Below are 16,804 nucleotides of genomic sequence, written 5' to 3'. Positions count from 1 at the left end.
CCGCCACGCTCCCGGTATGAACACGACAGCACGACCCTCCAGTGGAGGGCACTCTGCGAGTCGGCTGCTGGCCGTCCCGATCGCACTCCTCGTCATGCTCGTGGTCGGCGCGTGCGGTGGCACCGCCGACGGGGGCGACGACCCGGTCGCGTCGGTCGACGGCACGAGCTCTGACGGCACCGACGGGACCAACGCCGACAACGGCAAGACCGACGAGGAGAAGGCGCTCGAGTTCGCGGACTGCATGCGCGAGCACGGCGTCCCGATGGAGGACCCGAAGCCCGGCAAGGACGGGAAGCGACCGCGGATCACGATCAAGAGCGAGAAGGGCAAGGGACCCAGCCGGGCCACGCTCGAGAAGGCGATGGAGGCCTGCCGCGCGCTGGCGCCAGGGGATGGCAAGCCGCACAAGCCGTCCAAGGAAGAGCTCGAGGAGATGCGGACGTTCGCCGCGTGCATGCGCGAGCACGGGGTCCCGATGGAGGACCCGAAGGCCGACGGCGGCCCCATGCTGCACCGGTTCCAGGACGACGACAAGACCGAGAAGGCGCTCGAGGCGTGCGCGGAGCTTCAGCCCGGGGCGCGGGGCGAGACGAACGGCTCCTCGGCATGAGGCGCCTGACGCGGGTTGCGGTGGCCGCGGGCGCGGGGCTCGGGATCGCGGGAGCGACGGCGGCCGCGGTCGGCTACGGCGGAGACGATGCACAACCGGCGTCCGAGGAGCCCACTACGGCCGCTACCGCCGAGATCGTCCGCACGACGTTGACGGCCACCGAGACCGTTGACGGCACGCTTGGCTACGGCTCGGCGACCACGGTGTCGTCACGCTCCGGCGGCACGCTCACGTGGCTGCGGGCGGAGGGGAAGGTGGTTGCGCGCGGCGAGCGCCTGTACGAGGTCGACGCCAGCCCCGTGGTCCTGCTCTACGGCACGGTGCCGGTGTACCGGGTGCTGTCGGAAGGGGTTGAGGGCAAGGACGTCGAGCAGCTCGAGCGGAACCTCGCCGCGCTGGGGTACGACGGGTTCACGGTCGACGAGGAGTACACCGACGCCACCGCCGACGCGGTCGAGCAGTGGCAGGACGACGTGGGCGTCGAGGAGACCGGACGCGTCGAGATCGGCGCCGTCGTGGTGTCCGACGGGGCGGTCCGGGTGGCCTCGCACCAGGGCGACGTCGGAGATCCGGCCAGCGGCCCGGTGATGACCACCACCGGGATCCGTCGCTCGGTCGCGGTCGACCTCGACGCCGAGGACCAGGCCTCCGTGAGCGAGGGAGACCGGGTGACCGTGACGCTTCCCGGTGGGGCGACCGTCCCGGGTCGCGTGACCGACGTCGGCACGGTGGCTACGGAGCAGGGAGGCGACGAGGCGGGTTCAGAGTCGACGACCACGATCCCCGTCACCGTGCGGGTAGCCAGGAAGCAGGCGCTCGGCCGGCTCGACGCAGCGCCGGTCGACGTCACGCTGGTGTCCGACGAGCGCAAGGACGTCCTGGCCGTCCCTGTGAACGCGCTGCTCGCGCTCGCCGAGGGCGGATACGGCCTGGAGGTGGTCGGCGACGACGGCACGAGCGCGTACGTCGCGGTCGAGGTCGGGTTGTTCGCCGACGGACAGGTGGAGGTGTCCGGGGACGCGATCGCGGAGGGAACGACGGTGGTGGTCCCGACATGAGCCGCTGGATCGTCGACGCTCGCGACGTCGCGAAGACGTATGGCGGCGGGGTGACGGCCCTCGGCGGAGTCACGCTCCGAGTCGCGCGCGGCGAGATGCTCGCCATCGTCGGGCCGTCGGGGTCGGGCAAATCGACCATGCTGCACCTGCTGGGGACGCTGGACCGGCCGACGAGCGGCACGGTCGAGATCGACGGTCATGACGTCGCACGGCTGTCCGACGGGCAGCTGTCCGCGCTCCGGGCGCGGCGGATCGGCTTCGTCTTCCAGCAGTTCCACCTCGCTCCCGGGGTGGCGGCGCTCGACGGGGTCGCCGACGGCCTCCTCTATCTCGGGGTCGCCCGGAAGGAGCGCCGGCGGCGAGCCGCGGCCGCGCTCGAGCGGGTGGGGCTGGCGCACCGGCTCGGCCACCGGCCGCACCAGCTGTCCGGGGGAGAACGGCAGCGGGTCGCGATCGCGCGTGCGGTCGTCGCGGAGCCGGCGCTGCTGCTGGCCGACGAGCCGACGGGCAACCTCGACTCCGCGTCCGGCGCGGTGGTCATGGATCTGCTCCGCGAGCTGCACGCCGGGGGCACGACCGTCGTCGTGATCACCCACGACCGCGACATCGCGGGGAGCGTCCCGCGTTATGTCGAGATGCGCGACGGACGGCTCGTGACGGCCATGGGGGTGGCATCGTCCACGGCGGTGCCGCGGTCCACGGCGGTGGCGCGATGAGCGCGCTGCGGCCGGCCCGGATGCGGGTCCGCGACGTCGTCCGCGTCGGGGCGTCGGGCCTGGTTGCGCGGCCACTCCGGGTGGTCCTCAGCGCCCTCGGGATCGCGATCGGGATCGCCGCGATGCTCGCCGTCGTGGGCATCTCGTCGTCGAGCCGCGCGGACCTCGACCGACAGCTCGACGCGCTCGGGACGAACCTTCTGACCGTGGGGCCGGGAGAGACCCTGTTCGGGGACTCCTCGCACCTGCCCGACGACGCCGTCGCGATGATCACTCGCATCGGCCCTGTCAGCTCGGCGAGTGCGACCGCGACCCTCGACGCCGACGTCTATCGCAACGATCTCGTTCCGGAGGAGGAGTCCGGCGGCATCTCCGTCCGGGCGGCCCGCACCGATCTGCTCGAGACGGCGGGCGCGAGCGTCGCCGCCGGAGCCTGGCTCAATTCCGCGACCGCACGCTACCCGGCGGTTGTCCTGGGCAGCGCGGCGGCGGACCGTCTGGGGGTGACCGCACCGGGGCCGGACGTCCGGGTGTGGCTCGGCGACCTGTGGTTCACCGTGGTGGGCATCCTTCGCTCCTCCGCCCTCACCCCGGAGCTCGACATGTCGGCCCTCGTTGGCTGGCCGGTGGCGGAGGCGCGGCTCGGCTTCGACGGCTATCCGACGACCGTCTACACCCGCGCCGACGAGGACTCCGTGGAGGCGGTCCGCGACGTCCTCGCCGCGACCGCGAACCCGCAGGTCCCGAGCGAGGTCGAGGTGTCCCGGCCGTCGGACGCGCTGGCCGCCCAGCAGGCGTCCGACAAGACGCTGAGCGCGCTCCTCCTCGGCCTCGGGGGAGTCGCCCTGCTGGTCGGTGGCGTCGGCGTCGCGAACACGATGGTCATCTCGGTCCTCGAGCGCCGGGCCGAGATCGGGCTGCGGCGTTCGATGGGCGCGACCCGAGGGCAGGTCCGGCTCCAGTTCCTCGCCGAGTCCCAGCTCCTGTGCGTGCTCGGCGGGTTCGGGGGGCTGCTGCTCGGGATCGGGGTGACGACGGCGTACGCCGCCTACCAGGGATGGATCACCGTCGTTCCCGTCTGGGCGACCGTCGGCGGGCTCGGCGCGACCCTGCTCATCGGGGGAGTGGCAGGGCTCTATCCCGCGGTGCGCGCCGCCCGGCTGTCGCCGACGGAGGCCCTCGCGACACCGTGACCCCGGGCGTACGCCTGTGGTGCTCGCCACCCCGTGCGCGTCGGCGCGCGGGGTGCGAGCACCGCCGGGGAGGGGTTCGATAAGGGCATGCAGCAGATCACCGATCAGCCGCCGGTCTGGGCCACTCCCGTCGACGAGGTCCTCGACCGCCTCGACACATCGCGGGACGGGCTGACGCGTGAGCAGGCGCAGCGGCGGCTCACGGAGGTCGGGCCCAACCGGTTGCCGCCTCCTGAGCCGACGCCGTGGTGGCGGCGCGTGCTGGCGCAGTTCCAGGACACGCTGATCTACATCCTGCTCGCCTCTGCGGCGGCGAAGGCCGCGCTCGGTGACTGGGTCGACTTCACGGTGATCCTCGCGGTCGCCGTGATCAACGCGGCGATCGGCCTGATCCAGGAGGGCCGCGCGGAGAAGGCGCTGGCCGGGATCCGGACGATGCTCAGCGTCCAGGCCGACGTACGCCGCGACGGCGGATGGGAGCGCGTCGACGCCGAGGACCTGGTCCCCGGTGACGTCGTACGCCTGCGGGGTGGCGACAAGGTGCCTGCCGATCTGCGGCTGCTGGTTGCCTCGAACCTGCAGGCCGAGGAGTCGGCGCTGACGGGGGAGTCGGTGCCTTCCGCCAAGGACGCCGACGTCGTCGCTGCCGACGCCGGCGTCGGCGACCGGACCGACATGGTGTTCTCCGGCACGCTGATCACCCAGGGCAGCGCGCGCGGGGTTGTCACCGCCACCGGCCAGCAGACCGAGGTCGGCAAGATCCAGACGCTCGTCGACGAGGTGGAGCCCCTCGAGACGCCGCTCAGCCGCCAGCTCGACGCGTTCGGGAAGGCGCTGGCGCTCCTGATCGCCGTGCTCGCGGTCGTCATGGTCGTCGTCGGCCGGGTCGTGCACGACTTCGCGGGAGCCGACCTGGTCTCCGCGACGATCGGGTTCGCCGTGGCCGCTGTGCCGGAAGGCCTCCCGGCGCTGGTGACGATCATCTTGGCCCTCGGCGTGCAGCAGATGGCGAGGGAGCGCGCGATCACCCGCAAGCTGCCGGCCGTCGAGACCCTGGGCTCGGTGACGACGATCTGCTCGGACAAGACCGGCACGCTCACCAAGAACGAGATGACGGTACGCACGGTGGTGACGCGCGCCCGCACGTACGAGGTCACCGGGATCGGGTACGCACCCGACGGCGAGATCCGTGACGGCGACACTCCGGTGACCCTCGACGGGCACGACGACCTCACGGCCCTCGTCACGGTGATGGCGCGCTGCAACGACGCCGTCGTACGCGTGGACGAGGACGGGCGCTGGGGACTCGTGGGGGTGCCGACCGACGGCGCGCTCCGGACGCTCGCGCTCAAGGCAGGGTTCGACGCGGAAGGCTGGGCCCGCGTCGACGTGGTCCCGTTCGACTCCCAGACCAAGTACATGGCGACCCTGGACCACGACCCCGAAGGGGCGGCCGTCCTCCTCGTGAAAGGCGCGCCTGACCGCATCCTCGACCGGTGCGCGCGGCAGCGCTCCGCCGACGGCACGAGCGAGGCGCTCGACCGCTGGTGGTGGGAGCAGCACATCGACGACCTCGGTGCCCAGGGACTGCGCGTGCTCGCGGCCGCTGTGGGTCCGGCACCCGCGGGAGACCGGGTCGCCGACGAGGACGTCAGCGAAGGGCTGGAGATCGTCGGGCTCGTCGGCATCGTCGACCCGCCCCGGCCGGAGGCCGTCGCCGCGATCGAGAAGTGCCGGCGCGCCGGCATCACGGTGAAGATGATCACCGGCGACCACGCCGGGACCGCGCTCGCGATCGGCCGCGAGATGGGCCTGGTCCACGGCGAGGGGATCGGCGTCCTCACCGGGGCGGAGCTGGAGGCGATGAGCACCGAGCAGCTGCGGGAGGTCGTCCGGGAGGTCGACGTCTACGCACGGACCAGCCCCGAGCACAAGATTCGCATCGTCTCGGCCCTGCAGCACCACCGCGAGGTCGTGGCGATGACCGGGGACGGCGTCAACGACGCGCCCGCGCTGACCCAGGCCGACGTCGGCGTCGCGATGGGGATCAAGGGCACGGAGGCCACCAAGGAGGCCGCCGACGTCGTCCTCGCCGACGACAACTTCGCGACCATCGAGCGCGCGGTCGAGGAAGGCCGGCGGATCTACGACAACGTCCGCAAGTCGGTGCTGTTCCTCCTGCCCACGAACGGGGCGCAGGCGCTCGTCATGCTCATCGCCGTGCTCTTCGGCATGACACTGCCCCTGGAGCCGGTGCAGGTCCTGTGGATCAACATGGTCACCGCGGTCACGCTCTCGCTCGCCTTGGCGTACGAGGGTGCCGAGCCCGGGGTCATGGACCGTGCTCCGCGCGACCCGCGGGAGTCCGTCGTCGACCTCGCGTACGGGTGGCGGATCGTGGTCGTGTCGCTGCTCATCGGCGGTGCGACGCTGCTGGTCTTCACGAGCACGTACGACGCCGGCCTGCGGCTCGCCGAGGCGCGTACGGCGGCGGTGACGATGCTCGCGCTCGGCCAGCTGGCGTACCTGTTCAACAGTCGGTACCTGGACCGCTCCAGCCTCACGCCGGCGGTGCTGCGCGGCAACAAGGTCGTGTGGATCGCCTCGGCCGCCATGGTCGTCTCGCAGCTCGCGTTCGTCTACCTGCCGTTCATGAACACCTGGTTCGGCTCGGCTCCGATCGGGCTCGACATCTGGGGCTACACGGCTGCGCTGGCGGTCGCGGTGTTCCTCCTCGTCGAGGCGGGCAAGGCGGTCGACCGGTGGCGCGGGGCCCATGGTGAGATCAGGGCATGACGCTCACGTACGACGACGCCGTCGCGCTGGACCTCGCCGACCCGCTGGCGGCGTACCGCGACGAGTTCCTCCTCGGAGACGACCCCGTCGCCTACCTCGACGGCAACTCCCTCGGCCGACCCCCGCGCCGGACGCTGGAGCGGGTCGAGTCCCTCCTGCGCCACGAGTGGGGCCAGCGGCTGATCCGCAGCTGGGAGGACGGCTGGCTCGACCTGCCCGAGCAGGTCGGCGACCGTCTCGCTGAGGCGTGCCTCGGGGCCGCCGCGGGTCAGACGGTCATCGCCGAGTCGACCTCGGTCAACCTGTTCAAGGCGCTCCACGCCGCGTGCGGCCTGCGCGAGGGTCGGACCGAGGTTGTTGCGAGCGACGCCGACTTCCCGACCGACCGGTACCTCGTCGAGTCCGTCGCCGCAGCGCGCGGGATGACGGTCCGCTGGCTGAGCCCTGACGTGGTGGAGGGCGTCTCACGGGCCGAGCTGAACGACGTGCTGTCGGAGCGGACGGCCGTCGTCCTGCTGAGCCACGTCGACTACCGCTCGGGCGTGCTGCTCGACATGGCGGCGGTCACCGAGCAGGTGCACGCGGTAGGCGCGGTCGTGATCTGGGACCTCTGCCACTCCGCCGGCGTCATCCCCCTCGAGCTCGACGCGCTCGGTGTGGACCTGGCGGTGGGCTGCACGTACAAGTACCTCAACGCGGGCCCGGGCGCACCCGCGTTCGTCTACGTCGCCGAGCGCCACCTGGGCGCGGTGAGCCAGCCGATCACCGGCTGGTGGAGCAGCTCCGACCGCTTCGCGATGGGGCCGTCGTACGAGGCGGACCGGTCGATCCGGGCGATGCTGTCCGGTACGGCGTACGTGCCCGGGATCGTCGCCGTGGACGCCTCGGTGTCGTTGGTGGCCGAGGCGGGGATCAAGGCGATCCGCGAGAAGGCGGTCGCGCTCACCGAGCACTGCGTCGCGCTGGCAGACGCCTGGCTCGTCCCGCACGGGTTCACGATCGCGTCGCCGCGCGATCCCGCGCGACGGGGCGGGCACGTCACGGTGCAGGGGCCGCGGGCCCGCGAGGTCGCCGACGCGATGTACGCGGCGAAGGTGATCCCGGACTTCCGCAACCCTGACATGATCCGGCTCGGCCTCTCGCCGCTGACCACCTCGTACGCGGAGCTGTGGACCGCTCTCGACCTCACGCGCCAGATCGTGGAGGGCGGCTCGATCGAGTCCTGACGTGGGCGGGGTGGCGTACAGTGGAGGTACCGGTTCGACGTGCTCACCTGGGCGCGTCGCCGGCAAGTGGAGAGTCGGTGCCCCCGATGAACGACCATCCTGATCCAGTCAGGTCAGCCTCCAGCAGGTCACGCCGCCAGCCGCGTGACCTGAGTCGGATGGGACTGAGCGACGACCGCCCCGAACGCCCGCGCATCGCCGCCTGGAGCCCGGGGGAGGGACGCAGCTGTGCCCCGATCCTGGCCGCGCTCCGCGCGGAGGGGATCGACACCTGGATCGGGTCGCGACGCGTGCCCGTCGGCAACTTCGAGGTGGCGTGCCTGGAAGGTGACAACGAGCGGGTGCGCGCGATCATCGAGGCCGTCGACCCCGACGCCGCTCCGCTGAGCGTGGGTCGCTGACGCCCCGCCGACGCACAGACACGCGAGAGCCCCCGCCTCCCAGAGGGAAGCGGGGGCTCTCGTCGTACGCGGCTGGGCCGCGCCGGAGTCAGAGCGGGCGGATGTTGGCCGCCTGCAGGCCCTTCTGGCCCTGCTCGACGTCGAACTCGACCTTCTGGCCCTCGTCGAGCGAGCGGAAGCCGGAGGCCGCGATCGCGCTGTAGTGCGCGAAGAGGTCCTCGCCGCCGCCGTCCGGCGCGATGAAGCCGAAGCCCTTGTCAGCGTTGAACCACTTAACGGTGCCTGTCGCCATGATGTTTCTCCTTCGGTCGTGCACACGCGACGTTCGCGTGCGGCTTGGTGTCGCGATCACCTCAACCTGGGAGAAGAACGAGAGGCCTCGAGAACGAGGGTCTTGCATTCGATTCTGCGGCGTGACGGCATTGCAACAACTACACCGACCGTACCACCGACTACCTCGAACCCTTCGGGTCCAGTCGCACCAGGCGCGCCGTCGAGCTCTCGTCGAGCTCGGCGAGGCCCTCCCGCGAGCGGATGAAGTCGGAGAACGAACGGAAGCCGAGCGCCTTCTCGTTGAACGACGGGTCCATCCGCTTCATCTGGCTCTTGACCGCGGAGCTGTGCAGCCAGTCGGCGTCGTCCTTCTCGTGCCCGAGCCGCAGAGCACGCTCGAGGAGCCGCGTCGCGAGCTCCTGGGCGTCCTCGGGCTCGGGGTCGGGGTCACCTCGGTCGTCGAAGCCCGGCTCGGCGAAGACCGGCACGGTCGCCCGGGGCGCTTGCGCACCGCGCTTCGCGCTTCCCGTCCGCGAGCCGCTCTCGGGCTCCGCGGACGCCGGCTCCTCGGCCGTCTCCGGCCGTGCTGGACGCTCGCCGGTGCGGGACTTCTTGGATCCGGACCTCGTGCCCTTCTTGGCCGCAGCCTCCGGCAGCGGCGGGGGCGGCTCGACGCCGGGCAGAGCGTCGTAGGTGACCATCTCGTCGCAGGCGGCCGCGAGCGACTTGCTGGTCGACCCGGCAACACCCACGCCGACGACGTAGCGCCCGAGCCGCCGGCACCGCTGCGCCAGCGCGATGTAGTCGGAATCACCGGCGACGATCACCACGTGGGTGAGGTCGGGCAGGCGGAACATGTCCTCGACCGCGTCGACGGCGAGGCGGATGTCGGCACCGTTCTTGCCGTAGGCGGCCGCGGGGAATAGCTGGACGAGGTCGACCGCGCGGCTGACGAGCTGGCCGCGGTACTCGGCGTTGACCGGCGCGGACCAGTCCGCGTACGCCCGCGTCAGGACGAGCGTGCCGAACGACGACGCGAAGTCGATGATCGCCCCGACGTCCACGGTGGCGCGGGCGAGCTTGTCGGCGACCTCCGGGTCGGCGTCCTGCTCGGTCGTCGAGAACGCCCTCGCCTTGTCCCGCTGGAACTGGTTGCGGCCGTTCACCTGGTCGTACCGCGAGATCACGATGTTGTCGAAGTCGAGGTAGACGGCGACGCGTGTGTCGCCTGAGTCCGCCATCGGCGCCTCTTCTCGGTCGGGTGCAGGGATGCTTCACAGTCTGCCGGAACCGCTGGCGGGCCGGGTGGGATGATCGGCGCATGAGCGAGATCAAGGTCGGGGTGCTGGGTGCGCGCGGGCGCATGGGATCAGAGTCCGTACGGGCGATCGAGGCGGCTGAAGGGCTGGTTCTCGCCGCGGCGGTGGACGCCGACGACCCGCTCGAGGTCCTCGTCGACGCAGGCGTCGACGTGGTGGTGGACTTCACGAGCCCTGACGTCGTGATGGACAACCTACGCTTCTGCGTGGCCAACGGGATCCATGCCGTCGTCGGGACGTCCGGGTTCGACGACGCGCGGCTCGCCGAGGTCCGCGAGCTGGCGGCGCAGTCGCCCGAGGTCGGGGTGCTCATCGTCCCGAACTTCTCGATCGGCGCCGTGCTGATGATGCGGTTCGCGCAGATCGCCGCCCCGTACTTCGAGTCAGTCGAGATCGTCGAGCTCCACCACCCGGACAAGGTCGACGCCCCGTCCGGCACCGCCACCCGTACGGCGGAGCTGATCGGTGAGGCGCGCCGCGCCGCAGGGACGGCGCCGAGTCCCGACGCCACCACGTCCGACCCCCTGGGGGCCCGCGGTGCCGTGGTCGACGGCGTCCACGTGCACGCCGTACGCGCCCGCGGTCTCGTCGCGCACCAGGAGGTGCTCTTCGGCGACCGCGGCGAGACGCTCACGATCCGTCACGACTCCGTCCACCGGGAGTCGTTCATGCCGGGCGTCGTCGCCGGCGTCCGCGGTGTCGCCGCGCACCCCGGCGTCACGGTCGGGCTCGACGGCATCCTCGGCCTCGCCTGAGGCTCACCTCAGGCCCGCATCCGAGGCGACGGGCGGGCTCAGAGGAGGCGGACGAGGGCGGCGGCGAGGGCGGCTGCGCCGACGACGACGAGGAACGGCGCCCGTACGAGCAGGAGCAGCACCGCGACCCCGACGCCGACCAGGCGCGCGTCCACGACCAGCGACTGGCCGTCCGCGAAGACCTGGACGGCGATCAGTGCACCGAGCAGCCCTACCGGGATCAGCGCCGCGACCCGGATCGTCAGCGGGTGCTCGAGGACGTGGTCGGGGACGGAGAGCCCGGCGAGCTTCAGCCCGTAGCACGCGAGCGATGCCGCGATGACGGCCCACCAGATCACGGCTCGCCCCTCTCCGGGTGCTCGAGGGACGCGGTCAGCTCGTCCTCGCTGCTGCGGCGGGTCACCCAGAGCCCGAGCGCCACGGCCACCGCGCCCCCGATGATGATCGGCGCTCCTGCCGGCGTCAGCGGCACCACACCGATCGCCACCAGGGCGCCGACGACCGCGACGACGCGCTGCGGCCACGCGGTCAGCCGGGGCCAGAGCAGGGCGAGGAAGGCGGCGCCGACCGCGGCGTCGAGCCCGTACGTCCGGGGGTCGCCCATGGCGTTGCCGGCGAGCGCGCCCACGAAGGTCATCGCGTTCCACAGGACGAAGATCGACGCGCCGGTGACGTAGAAGCCGATCCTGGCGTGACGGTCGGTCTCGCGCGCCACCCCCATCGCAGTGGACTCGTCGATCACGAGCTGCGCCGCGAGGAGGCGACGCCACCCGTGCACCCGCAGCCGCGGCGCCAGCCCTAGACCGTAGAAGCTGTTGCGGCTGCCGAGCAGCGCGGCGGTGACAGCGCCGGTGAACGGGTTGCCGCCAGAGGCGACGACGCCGGCGAACGCGAACTGCGACGCCCCGCTGAACATCAGCAGCGACAGCACGCAGGTCTGGAGGATCGACAGGCCGGACGCCGTGCCGATCGCCCCGAAGCTGACCCCGTACGCGCCCGTGGCGAGGCCGACGCCGAGCGAGTCGACGACGACGCTGCGGTCGCTGGGCGCGGGCGCCTCAGCCGACATGCCGTGCGTGCCAGTCGAGGAGCGGGGTGAGGGTGCGCCAGTCGTCGGCGACGCGCGCGGCCAGGCCGGGGGTGCTCATCCAGTCGGGGGTGCCGTACCAGCGCATGAGCGTCAGCGTGTTGTGCCGCAGGAGGTCGATCCGGGGGTGGTCCGGCGGCCACCCGCGCGGCTGGGTCTTGACGCGGTCGCCGCCGAGCTCGAAGCCGTGCGACGTGAGCTTCTTGAGGAGCCGCTGGAGCTCCGCGCCCTTGCGGGAGTCGTCCACCGCCGTACGGAAGCGGTGCTTGCGCTCGGCGTTCGCGTCGTACCACCCGGCGCCGACGCGCAGCCCCGAGGCGTCGATCTGGACGTAGTAGCCGGTCGCCGGAGCCGTCGCGACGAACGCGCCCTGGTGGGTCTTGTACGGGGTCTTGTCCTTGCTGAAGCGCACGTCGCGGTACGGGCGGAAGACCTTGGCCGTCCCGAACTCGTCGGCCAGCGCGGCGGTCAGGGCGAGCATCGGACGGCGGACCAGGGCGTCGTAGTCGTCCTTGTGGGCCGTCCAGAAGGCGCGGTCGTTCTGGTTCTCGAGGTCTTCGTAGAAGTCGGCCGCCGCGACGCTGAAGCCGACCGGACCGTGGTCGTCGGCCTCAGGCATCGTCGCTGACCAGGAGCGTGTGCAGCCGGACCTGCTTGAGCCGGACCACGCCGTCGCCGACAGGGTCGACCTCGCGGTGCGCACCGTCGGGAGCCCACCCCGTCCCCGTGACGAACCGGCGCATCGCGTCGTCGGACGCGTCGAGCCACATGGTCGCGCGGACGAACCGGTCGGCACGCAACGTGTCGGCGCACGCCTGCAGGAGCCGCGACCCGTGGCCGGCGCCGAGGTGGGCGGGGGAGACCGTGAGCTCGCTCACCTCGCCGTCGGCGACCGGGTCGGCGTCGTCGTCGCTCGACGGACCCGTGACGGCGAACCCGCGGACGGTGCTGTGCTCGAGGGCCACGAGGACGCGGTTGCGCGCGTCGCCGGGCTTGTCGAGCGAGACCGCCCACTTCTCCTCGAACACGGCCGGGACGATCTGCGCGACGATCTCGGGCGGGAGCACCGGGCCGTACCGCTCCCGCCACGCCGTCGCCTGCAGCGACGCGATCGCGGCGGCATCGTTTCTCCAGGCGACCCGGACGCTGGTGTCGGCAGTAGTCACTGCTCGATTGTGTCAGGTAGGTGTCGTAGCGTGAGCACGTGCGCGCCTACCTCGACCTCGTCCAACGGATCCTCGACGACGGCGTCCGCAAGGGCGACCGTACGGGCACGGGCACGCTCAGCGTGTTCGGCCACCAGATGAGGTTCGACCTGCGCGAGGGCTTCCCGCTGGTCACCACCAAGAAGGTCCACGTGAAGTCCGTGGTCGCGGAGCTTCTGTGGTTCATCGCCGGCAGCACCAACACCGCGTTCCTCAAGGAGAACGGCGTCTCGATCTGGGACGAGTGGGCGGACGCCGACGGCGAGCTCGGCCCGATCTACGGCTACCAGTGGCGGTCGTGGCCGACTCCGGACGGGCGTCACGTCGACCAGCTCCAGGGCGTGATCGACGCGCTGGTCCGCGACCCCGACTCGCGGCGCCACCTCGTGAGCGCCTGGAACGTCGCCGACCTGCCCGACATGGCGCTCGCGCCGTGCCACACGATGTTCCAGTTCTACGTCGCACCGGGGGAGGACGGAGGGCCCGGTCGCCTGTCGTGCCAGCTCTACCAGCGCTCGGGCGACGTGTTCCTCGGCGTGCCGTTCAACATCGCCTCGTACGCGCTGCTGACCCACATGGTCGCCCAGGTCGCGGGCCTGGAGGTCGGCGACTTCGTCCACACGCTCGGCGACGCCCACCTGTACGTCAACCACCTCGACCAGGCGCGCGAGCAGCTGACACGCGAGCCCCGGCCGCTGCCGCAGCTCGAGCTCGATCCCGGCGTCCGCTCGATCGACGGCTTCACACTGGACTCGGTCAAGATCGCGGGCTACGACCCCCACCCGGCGATCAAGGCCCCGATCGCCGTATGACCTCACCGGACGAGGACCTGCGGCGCCATGCCCGCATCACCCTGGTGGCTGCCGTGGGGACCAACGGCGTCATCGGCCGTGACGGCGACCTCCCGTGGCCGCCGACCGGCGACCTCAAGCAGTTCAAGGAGCTCACGACCGGTCACGTGCTGGTGATGGGCCGCAAGACGTACGAGTCGATCGGCAGGCCGTTGCCCGACCGCACCTCGATCGTCGTCACCCGGCGCACGGGATGGCAGGGGCCGGCCGAGGTGGTCGTCAGCAACGACGTCGACGGGGCGCTCGACCTGGCCGCCCAGCTCGACGGCGAGGTGTTCGTGATCGGCGGCGCCCAGATCTACGAGCAGACGCTCGACCAGGCCGACCGGATGGTGCTGACGCTGGTCGACGCGGCCCCCGAGGGGGACGCGTGGTTCCCGGAGATCGACTGGTCGCAGTGGCGCGAGGTCGCCTCCACCCCGTACGAGGGCTACAGGATCGCCACGTACGAGCGGGTGTGAGGCAGGTCACACCAGGTCGTACGCCATCGGGTGTAACGCTGCCTGGGGCTCCGGCGATGTTGTGAGTGTCCCGGTGCTGTCCGGGCCCCCGAGCGGACAGCATCGGGACATTCCATGTCCTGCCCCGGGCGGCGCTACCGGTCCCACGACCCACGCTGTGCAAGCGGTAGCGTGGGAGGTATGACCTCTCCGCTCGCCACACCCGCGGCCCCTTTCGGCCGGGTGCTGACCGCCATGGTGACGCCGTTCACCCCGGACGGCGCCCTCGACCTCGACGCCACCAAGAAGCTGGCGTCGTACCTCGTCGACGAGGGGTCGGACGGCATCGTGGTCAGCGGCACGACCGGTGAGTCGCCCACCACCAACCCTGACGAGGACGGCCAGCTGCTCGCTGCGGTCCTCGAGGCCGTCGGTGACCGCGCCTCGGTGGTCGCGGGCGTCGGCAACAACGACACCCAGGCCTCGGCGCGGCTCGCCCGTCAGGCCGCCTCGCTCGGCGCCCACGGGATGCTGCTCGTCTCGCCCTACTACAACAAGCCCCCGCAGGCCGGGCTCGTCCGCCACTTCATGACCGTCGCCGACGCCGGCGACGGCGTCCCGGTGATGCTGTACGACATCCCGGGCCGCGCGGTCGTGCGCATCGCGCCCGAGACGTACGCCGAGGTGGCCAAGCACGAGGCGATCGTGGCGGTGAAGGACGCCGTCGGCGACCTCGGCTCCGGGGCCCGTCTCATGCGCGAGACCGGGCTCGCCTGGTACTCCGGTGACGACCCGCTCAACCTCGCGTGGCTCGCGTACGGAGCGGCCGGCCTCGTGTCGGTCGTCAGCCACGTCGCCGCGGCGAAGTACGCGTCGATGGTGCGGGCGGTCGACGACGGCCGGCTGCACGATGCCCGTACGATCAACGACGAGCTCCTGGACGTCGTCGCCGCGATCATGCCCCCGACCTCGCAGGGCGCGATCATGACGAAGGCCGCCCTGCAGCTGATGGGCGTGATCGAGAACCGCACGACGCGTTCCCCGTACGTGGACGCGACCGACGAGCAGGTGACGGCGCTGGCCCAGGTGCTCCGTGACGCCACCCTGCTGAAGGACTGATTGATGAGCCATCCTCACCCCGAGCTCGGCGCCCCGCCGGAGCTCCCTACCGACGGCCTGCGTGTGATCGCGCTCGGTGGACTCGGCGAGATCGGGCGCAACATGACCGTGTTCGAGCACGCGGGCAAGCTGCTCGTCGTCGACTGCGGCGTGCTCTTCCCCGAGGACCACCAGCCGGGTGTCGACCTGATCCTCCCCGACTTCGCGCCGATCCGGGACCGCCTCGACGACATCGTGGCGATCGTCCTCACCCACGGGCACGAGGACCACATCGGCGGAGTCCCGTACCTCCTCCGCGAGCGCGGCAACATCCCGCTGGTCGGCTCCAAGCTCACGCTGGCGCTGGTCGACTCCAAGCTCCGCGAGCACCGCCTCAAGGACGCGCCGAAGTACGTCGTCGCCGAGGACGAGACGCTGTCGATGGAGCCGTTCGACCTCGAGTTCGTGGCGGTCAACCACTCGATCCCCGACGCGCTCGCCGTCGCGATCCGCACCGCAGCCGGCCTCGTGATCCACACCGGCGACTTCAAGATGGACCAGCTCCCGCTCGACGGCCGCATCACCGACCTGCGCGCGTTCGCACGGCTCGGCGAGGAGGGTGTGGACCTGTTCCTCACCGACTCGACCAACGCCGACGTTCCTGGCTTCACCACCACCGAGCGCGACATCTCGCCGGTGCTCGACCGGGTCTTCGCGCAGAGCCAGCAGCGGATCATCACCGCCTGCTTCGCCTCGCACGTGCACCGCGTCCAGCAGATCCTCGACGCCGCCGTGAAGCACGGGCGCAAGGTCGCCTACATCGGGCGCTCGATGATCCGCAACATGCAGATCGCCCGCGACCTCGGCTACCTCCACGTTCCCGACGGCGTCATCGTCGACGGCCGGAAGATCTCGGACTACCGCCCCGAGGAGCTCGTGCTCGTCTCCACCGGGTCCCAGGGTGAGCCGATGGCGGCGCTGTCGCGCATCGCGGCCAACTCGCACGACTCGGTCCGCATCGAGCCCGGCGACACCGTCGTGCTCGCGAGCTCGCTGATCCCCGGCAACGAGAACGCCGTCTACCGGGTGATCGACGGTCTGATCCGCCTCGGTGCTCGGGTGGTCCACAAGGGCAACGCGCTCGTCCACGTGTCCGGCCACGCGTCCGCGGGCGAGCTGCTCTACTGCTACAACATCGTCAAGCCGAGCAACGTCATGCCCGTGCACGGGGAGATGCGCCACCTCCACGCCAACGCGGCGCTGGCACGCGCGACGGGCGTCGAGGCCGACCGTGTCGTGATCGCGGAGGACGGCTTCGTGGTCGACCTCGTCGACGGGCGCGCGAAGGTCACCGGCAAGGTGGACTGCGGGTACGTCTACGTCGACGGCTCGTCAGTCGGTGACATCACCGAGTCGGAGCTCAAGGACCGCCGGATCCTCGGCGAGGAGGGCTTCATCTCGGTCATCGTCGTGATCGACTCGTCGACGGGCAAGCTCGTGAGCGGTCCGGAGATCCAGGCCCGCGGTTTCGCCGAGGACGACTCGGTGTTCCAGGCCATCGTCCCGCAGATCGAGCAGGCGCTGGCCAACGCCGTTGCCGACGGCGCGTACGACGCCCACCAGCTCCAGCAGGTGATCCGTCGTACCGTCGGTCGCTGGGTCTCGGGTGCGCACCGCCGCCGCCCGATGATCGTGCCGATCGTCCTCGAAGCCTGATCCGCTCCGCTCGCTGACGTCATACGTTCCGTGGCCCCTGGGCCACGGAACGTATGA

The 16,804-nt window shown here is 71.4% G+C and carries 18 protein-coding genes; 12 read left to right on the top strand and 6 right to left on the bottom strand.

All coding sequences use genetic code 11. The features are described 5' to 3' along the window. Nucleotides 1-16 precede the first annotated feature (16 nt). From NYZ95_RS03805 to NYZ95_RS03775, 7 genes are all read left to right on the top strand, one after another. Nucleotides 17-613: a hypothetical protein gene (locus NYZ95_RS03805; RefSeq protein ID WP_262848859.1), complete on the top strand. Its 597-nt coding sequence runs from the start codon at nt 17-19 to the stop codon at nt 611-613. Continuing rightward, on the top strand, nt 610-1,671 hold the full coding sequence (locus NYZ95_RS03800; protein WP_262848857.1) for a peptidoglycan-binding protein: 1,062 nt from the start codon (nt 610-612) through the stop codon (nt 1,669-1,671). Before NYZ95_RS03805 ends, NYZ95_RS03800 begins: the two co-directional genes overlap by 4 nt. Beyond that, nucleotides 1,668-2,387, top strand: a complete 720-nt coding sequence (locus NYZ95_RS03795; RefSeq protein WP_262848855.1) for an ABC transporter ATP-binding protein — start codon at nt 1,668-1,670, stop codon at nt 2,385-2,387. Before NYZ95_RS03800 ends, NYZ95_RS03795 begins: the two co-directional genes overlap by 4 nt. Beyond that, on the top strand, nt 2,384-3,580 hold the full coding sequence (locus tag NYZ95_RS03790; protein ID WP_262848853.1) for an ABC transporter permease: 1,197 nt from the start codon (nt 2,384-2,386) through the stop codon (nt 3,578-3,580). Before NYZ95_RS03795 ends, NYZ95_RS03790 begins: the two co-directional genes overlap by 4 nt. 87 nt (nt 3,581-3,667) lie before the next feature. Beyond that, nucleotides 3,668-6,376 carry a cation-translocating P-type ATPase gene (locus NYZ95_RS03785; RefSeq protein WP_262848851.1) on the top strand — a complete coding sequence of 903 codons (2,709 nt, stop codon included), beginning with the start codon at nt 3,668-3,670 and terminating at the stop codon, nt 6,374-6,376. After that, nucleotides 6,373-7,602: a kynureninase gene (kynU, locus tag NYZ95_RS03780; protein WP_262848849.1), complete on the top strand. Its 1,230-nt coding sequence runs from the start codon at nt 6,373-6,375 to the stop codon at nt 7,600-7,602. Before NYZ95_RS03785 ends, kynU begins: the two co-directional genes overlap by 4 nt. Before the next feature lie 158 nt (nt 7,603-7,760). Next, nucleotides 7,761-8,003, top strand: a complete 243-nt coding sequence (locus NYZ95_RS03775; protein WP_262848848.1) for a hypothetical protein — start codon at nt 7,761-7,763, stop codon at nt 8,001-8,003. 88 nt (nt 8,004-8,091) lie between these two features. Here NYZ95_RS03775 and NYZ95_RS03770 read toward each other — a convergent pair whose 3' ends face one another. Both NYZ95_RS03770 and NYZ95_RS03765 read right to left on the bottom strand, forming a co-directional pair. Continuing rightward, nucleotides 8,092-8,295, bottom strand: coding sequence for a cold-shock protein (locus NYZ95_RS03770; RefSeq protein WP_262848846.1), 204 nt, complete (start codon nt 8,293-8,295; stop codon nt 8,092-8,094). Nucleotides 8,296-8,455: 160 nt separating this feature from the next. Continuing rightward, nucleotides 8,456-9,517 carry an NYN domain-containing protein gene (locus NYZ95_RS03765; protein ID WP_262848844.1) on the bottom strand — a complete coding sequence of 354 codons (1,062 nt, stop codon included), beginning with the start codon at nt 9,515-9,517 and terminating at the stop codon, nt 8,456-8,458. A gap of 80 nt (nt 9,518-9,597) precedes the next feature. Here NYZ95_RS03765 and dapB point away from each other — a divergent pair, with 80 nt between their 5' ends. After that, nucleotides 9,598-10,350 carry a 4-hydroxy-tetrahydrodipicolinate reductase gene (gene dapB / locus NYZ95_RS03760; RefSeq protein WP_262848842.1) on the top strand — a complete coding sequence of 251 codons (753 nt, stop codon included), beginning with the start codon at nt 9,598-9,600 and terminating at the stop codon, nt 10,348-10,350. A gap of 38 nt (nt 10,351-10,388) precedes the next feature. Here dapB and NYZ95_RS03755 read toward each other — a convergent pair whose 3' ends face one another. The 4 genes from NYZ95_RS03755 to NYZ95_RS03740 are packed head-to-tail and all read right to left on the bottom strand — an operon-like array spanning nt 10,389 to nt 12,603. Then, entirely contained in the window at nt 10,389-10,688 is a 300-nt protein-coding gene (locus tag NYZ95_RS03755) for an AzlD domain-containing protein (RefSeq protein WP_262848840.1), read from the bottom strand. Further along, nucleotides 10,685-11,419, bottom strand: coding sequence for an AzlC family ABC transporter permease (locus NYZ95_RS03750; RefSeq protein ID WP_262848838.1), 735 nt, complete (start codon nt 11,417-11,419; stop codon nt 10,685-10,687). The genes NYZ95_RS03755 and NYZ95_RS03750 overlap by 4 nt, the downstream gene beginning before the upstream one ends. Continuing rightward, nucleotides 11,409-12,056 carry a DUF2461 domain-containing protein gene (locus NYZ95_RS03745; protein ID WP_262848836.1) on the bottom strand — a complete coding sequence of 216 codons (648 nt, stop codon included), beginning with the start codon at nt 12,054-12,056 and terminating at the stop codon, nt 11,409-11,411. The genes NYZ95_RS03750 and NYZ95_RS03745 overlap by 11 nt, the downstream gene beginning before the upstream one ends. Then, nucleotides 12,049-12,603 (bottom strand): GNAT family N-acetyltransferase, encoded by a 555-nt coding sequence (locus NYZ95_RS03740; RefSeq protein ID WP_262848834.1) that lies wholly within the window; start codon nt 12,601-12,603, stop codon nt 12,049-12,051. The genes NYZ95_RS03745 and NYZ95_RS03740 overlap by 8 nt, the downstream gene beginning before the upstream one ends. A gap of 38 nt (nt 12,604-12,641) precedes the next feature. On the opposite strand from NYZ95_RS03740, the gene NYZ95_RS03735 reads away from it, so the two are divergent. The 4 genes from NYZ95_RS03735 to NYZ95_RS03720 all read left to right on the top strand — a co-directional run bounded on the left by NYZ95_RS03735 (nt 12,642) and on the right by NYZ95_RS03720 (nt 16,747). Beyond that, nucleotides 12,642-13,454 carry a thymidylate synthase gene (locus NYZ95_RS03735; protein ID WP_262848832.1) on the top strand — a complete coding sequence of 271 codons (813 nt, stop codon included), beginning with the start codon at nt 12,642-12,644 and terminating at the stop codon, nt 13,452-13,454. Further along, nucleotides 13,451-13,954 carry a dihydrofolate reductase gene (locus tag NYZ95_RS03730; protein WP_262848830.1) on the top strand — a complete coding sequence of 168 codons (504 nt, stop codon included), beginning with the start codon at nt 13,451-13,453 and terminating at the stop codon, nt 13,952-13,954. Before NYZ95_RS03735 ends, NYZ95_RS03730 begins: the two co-directional genes overlap by 4 nt. A gap of 180 nt (nt 13,955-14,134) precedes the next feature. After that, nucleotides 14,135-15,052, top strand: a complete 918-nt coding sequence (gene dapA, locus NYZ95_RS03725; protein WP_262848828.1) for a 4-hydroxy-tetrahydrodipicolinate synthase — start codon at nt 14,135-14,137, stop codon at nt 15,050-15,052. 3 nt (nt 15,053-15,055) lie between these two features. Next, nucleotides 15,056-16,747 (top strand): ribonuclease J, encoded by a 1,692-nt coding sequence (locus NYZ95_RS03720; RefSeq protein WP_262848826.1) that lies wholly within the window; start codon nt 15,056-15,058, stop codon nt 16,745-16,747. Nucleotides 16,748-16,804: the final 57 nt, after the last annotated feature.

Source organism: Mumia quercus (assembly GCF_025506335.1).
GTDB lineage: Bacteria > Actinomycetota > Actinomycetes > Propionibacteriales > Nocardioidaceae > Mumia > Mumia quercus.
The sequence above is the reverse complement of the archived record's forward strand: the minus strand, read 5'-3'. Positions and strand labels throughout refer to the sequence as shown.

What these genes read in the sequence shown, in the direction of transcription:
- NYZ95_RS03805 (WP_262848859.1), top strand. Translation starts at nt 17, where the DNA reads ATGAACACGACAGCACGACCCTCCAGTGGAGGGCACTCTGCGAGTCGG.
- NYZ95_RS03800 (WP_262848857.1), top strand. Translation starts at nt 610, where the DNA reads ATGAGGCGCCTGACGCGGGTTGCGGTGGCCGCGGGCGCGGGGCTCGGG.
- NYZ95_RS03795 (WP_262848855.1), top strand. Translation starts at nt 1,668, where the DNA reads ATGAGCCGCTGGATCGTCGACGCTCGCGACGTCGCGAAGACGTATGGC.
- NYZ95_RS03790 (WP_262848853.1), top strand. Translation starts at nt 2,384, where the DNA reads ATGAGCGCGCTGCGGCCGGCCCGGATGCGGGTCCGCGACGTCGTCCGC.
- NYZ95_RS03785 (WP_262848851.1), top strand. Translation starts at nt 3,668, where the DNA reads ATGCAGCAGATCACCGATCAGCCGCCGGTCTGGGCCACTCCCGTCGAC.
- kynU (WP_262848849.1), top strand. Translation starts at nt 6,373, where the DNA reads ATGACGCTCACGTACGACGACGCCGTCGCGCTGGACCTCGCCGACCCG.
- NYZ95_RS03775 (WP_262848848.1), top strand. Translation starts at nt 7,761, where the DNA reads ATGGGACTGAGCGACGACCGCCCCGAACGCCCGCGCATCGCCGCCTGG.
- NYZ95_RS03770 (WP_262848846.1), bottom strand. Translation starts at nt 8,295, where the DNA reads ATGGCGACAGGCACCGTTAAGTGGTTCAACGCTGACAAGGGCTTCGGC.
- NYZ95_RS03765 (WP_262848844.1), bottom strand. Translation starts at nt 9,517, where the DNA reads ATGGCGGACTCAGGCGACACACGCGTCGCCGTCTACCTCGACTTCGAC.
- dapB (WP_262848842.1), top strand. Translation starts at nt 9,598, where the DNA reads ATGAGCGAGATCAAGGTCGGGGTGCTGGGTGCGCGCGGGCGCATGGGA.
- NYZ95_RS03750 (WP_262848838.1), bottom strand. Translation starts at nt 11,419, where the DNA reads ATGTCGGCTGAGGCGCCCGCGCCCAGCGACCGCAGCGTCGTCGTCGAC.
- NYZ95_RS03745 (WP_262848836.1), bottom strand. Translation starts at nt 12,056, where the DNA reads ATGCCTGAGGCCGACGACCACGGTCCGGTCGGCTTCAGCGTCGCGGCG.
- NYZ95_RS03730 (WP_262848830.1), top strand. Translation starts at nt 13,451, where the DNA reads ATGACCTCACCGGACGAGGACCTGCGGCGCCATGCCCGCATCACCCTG.
- dapA (WP_262848828.1), top strand. Translation starts at nt 14,135, where the DNA reads ATGACCTCTCCGCTCGCCACACCCGCGGCCCCTTTCGGCCGGGTGCTG.
- NYZ95_RS03720 (WP_262848826.1), top strand. Translation starts at nt 15,056, where the DNA reads ATGAGCCATCCTCACCCCGAGCTCGGCGCCCCGCCGGAGCTCCCTACC.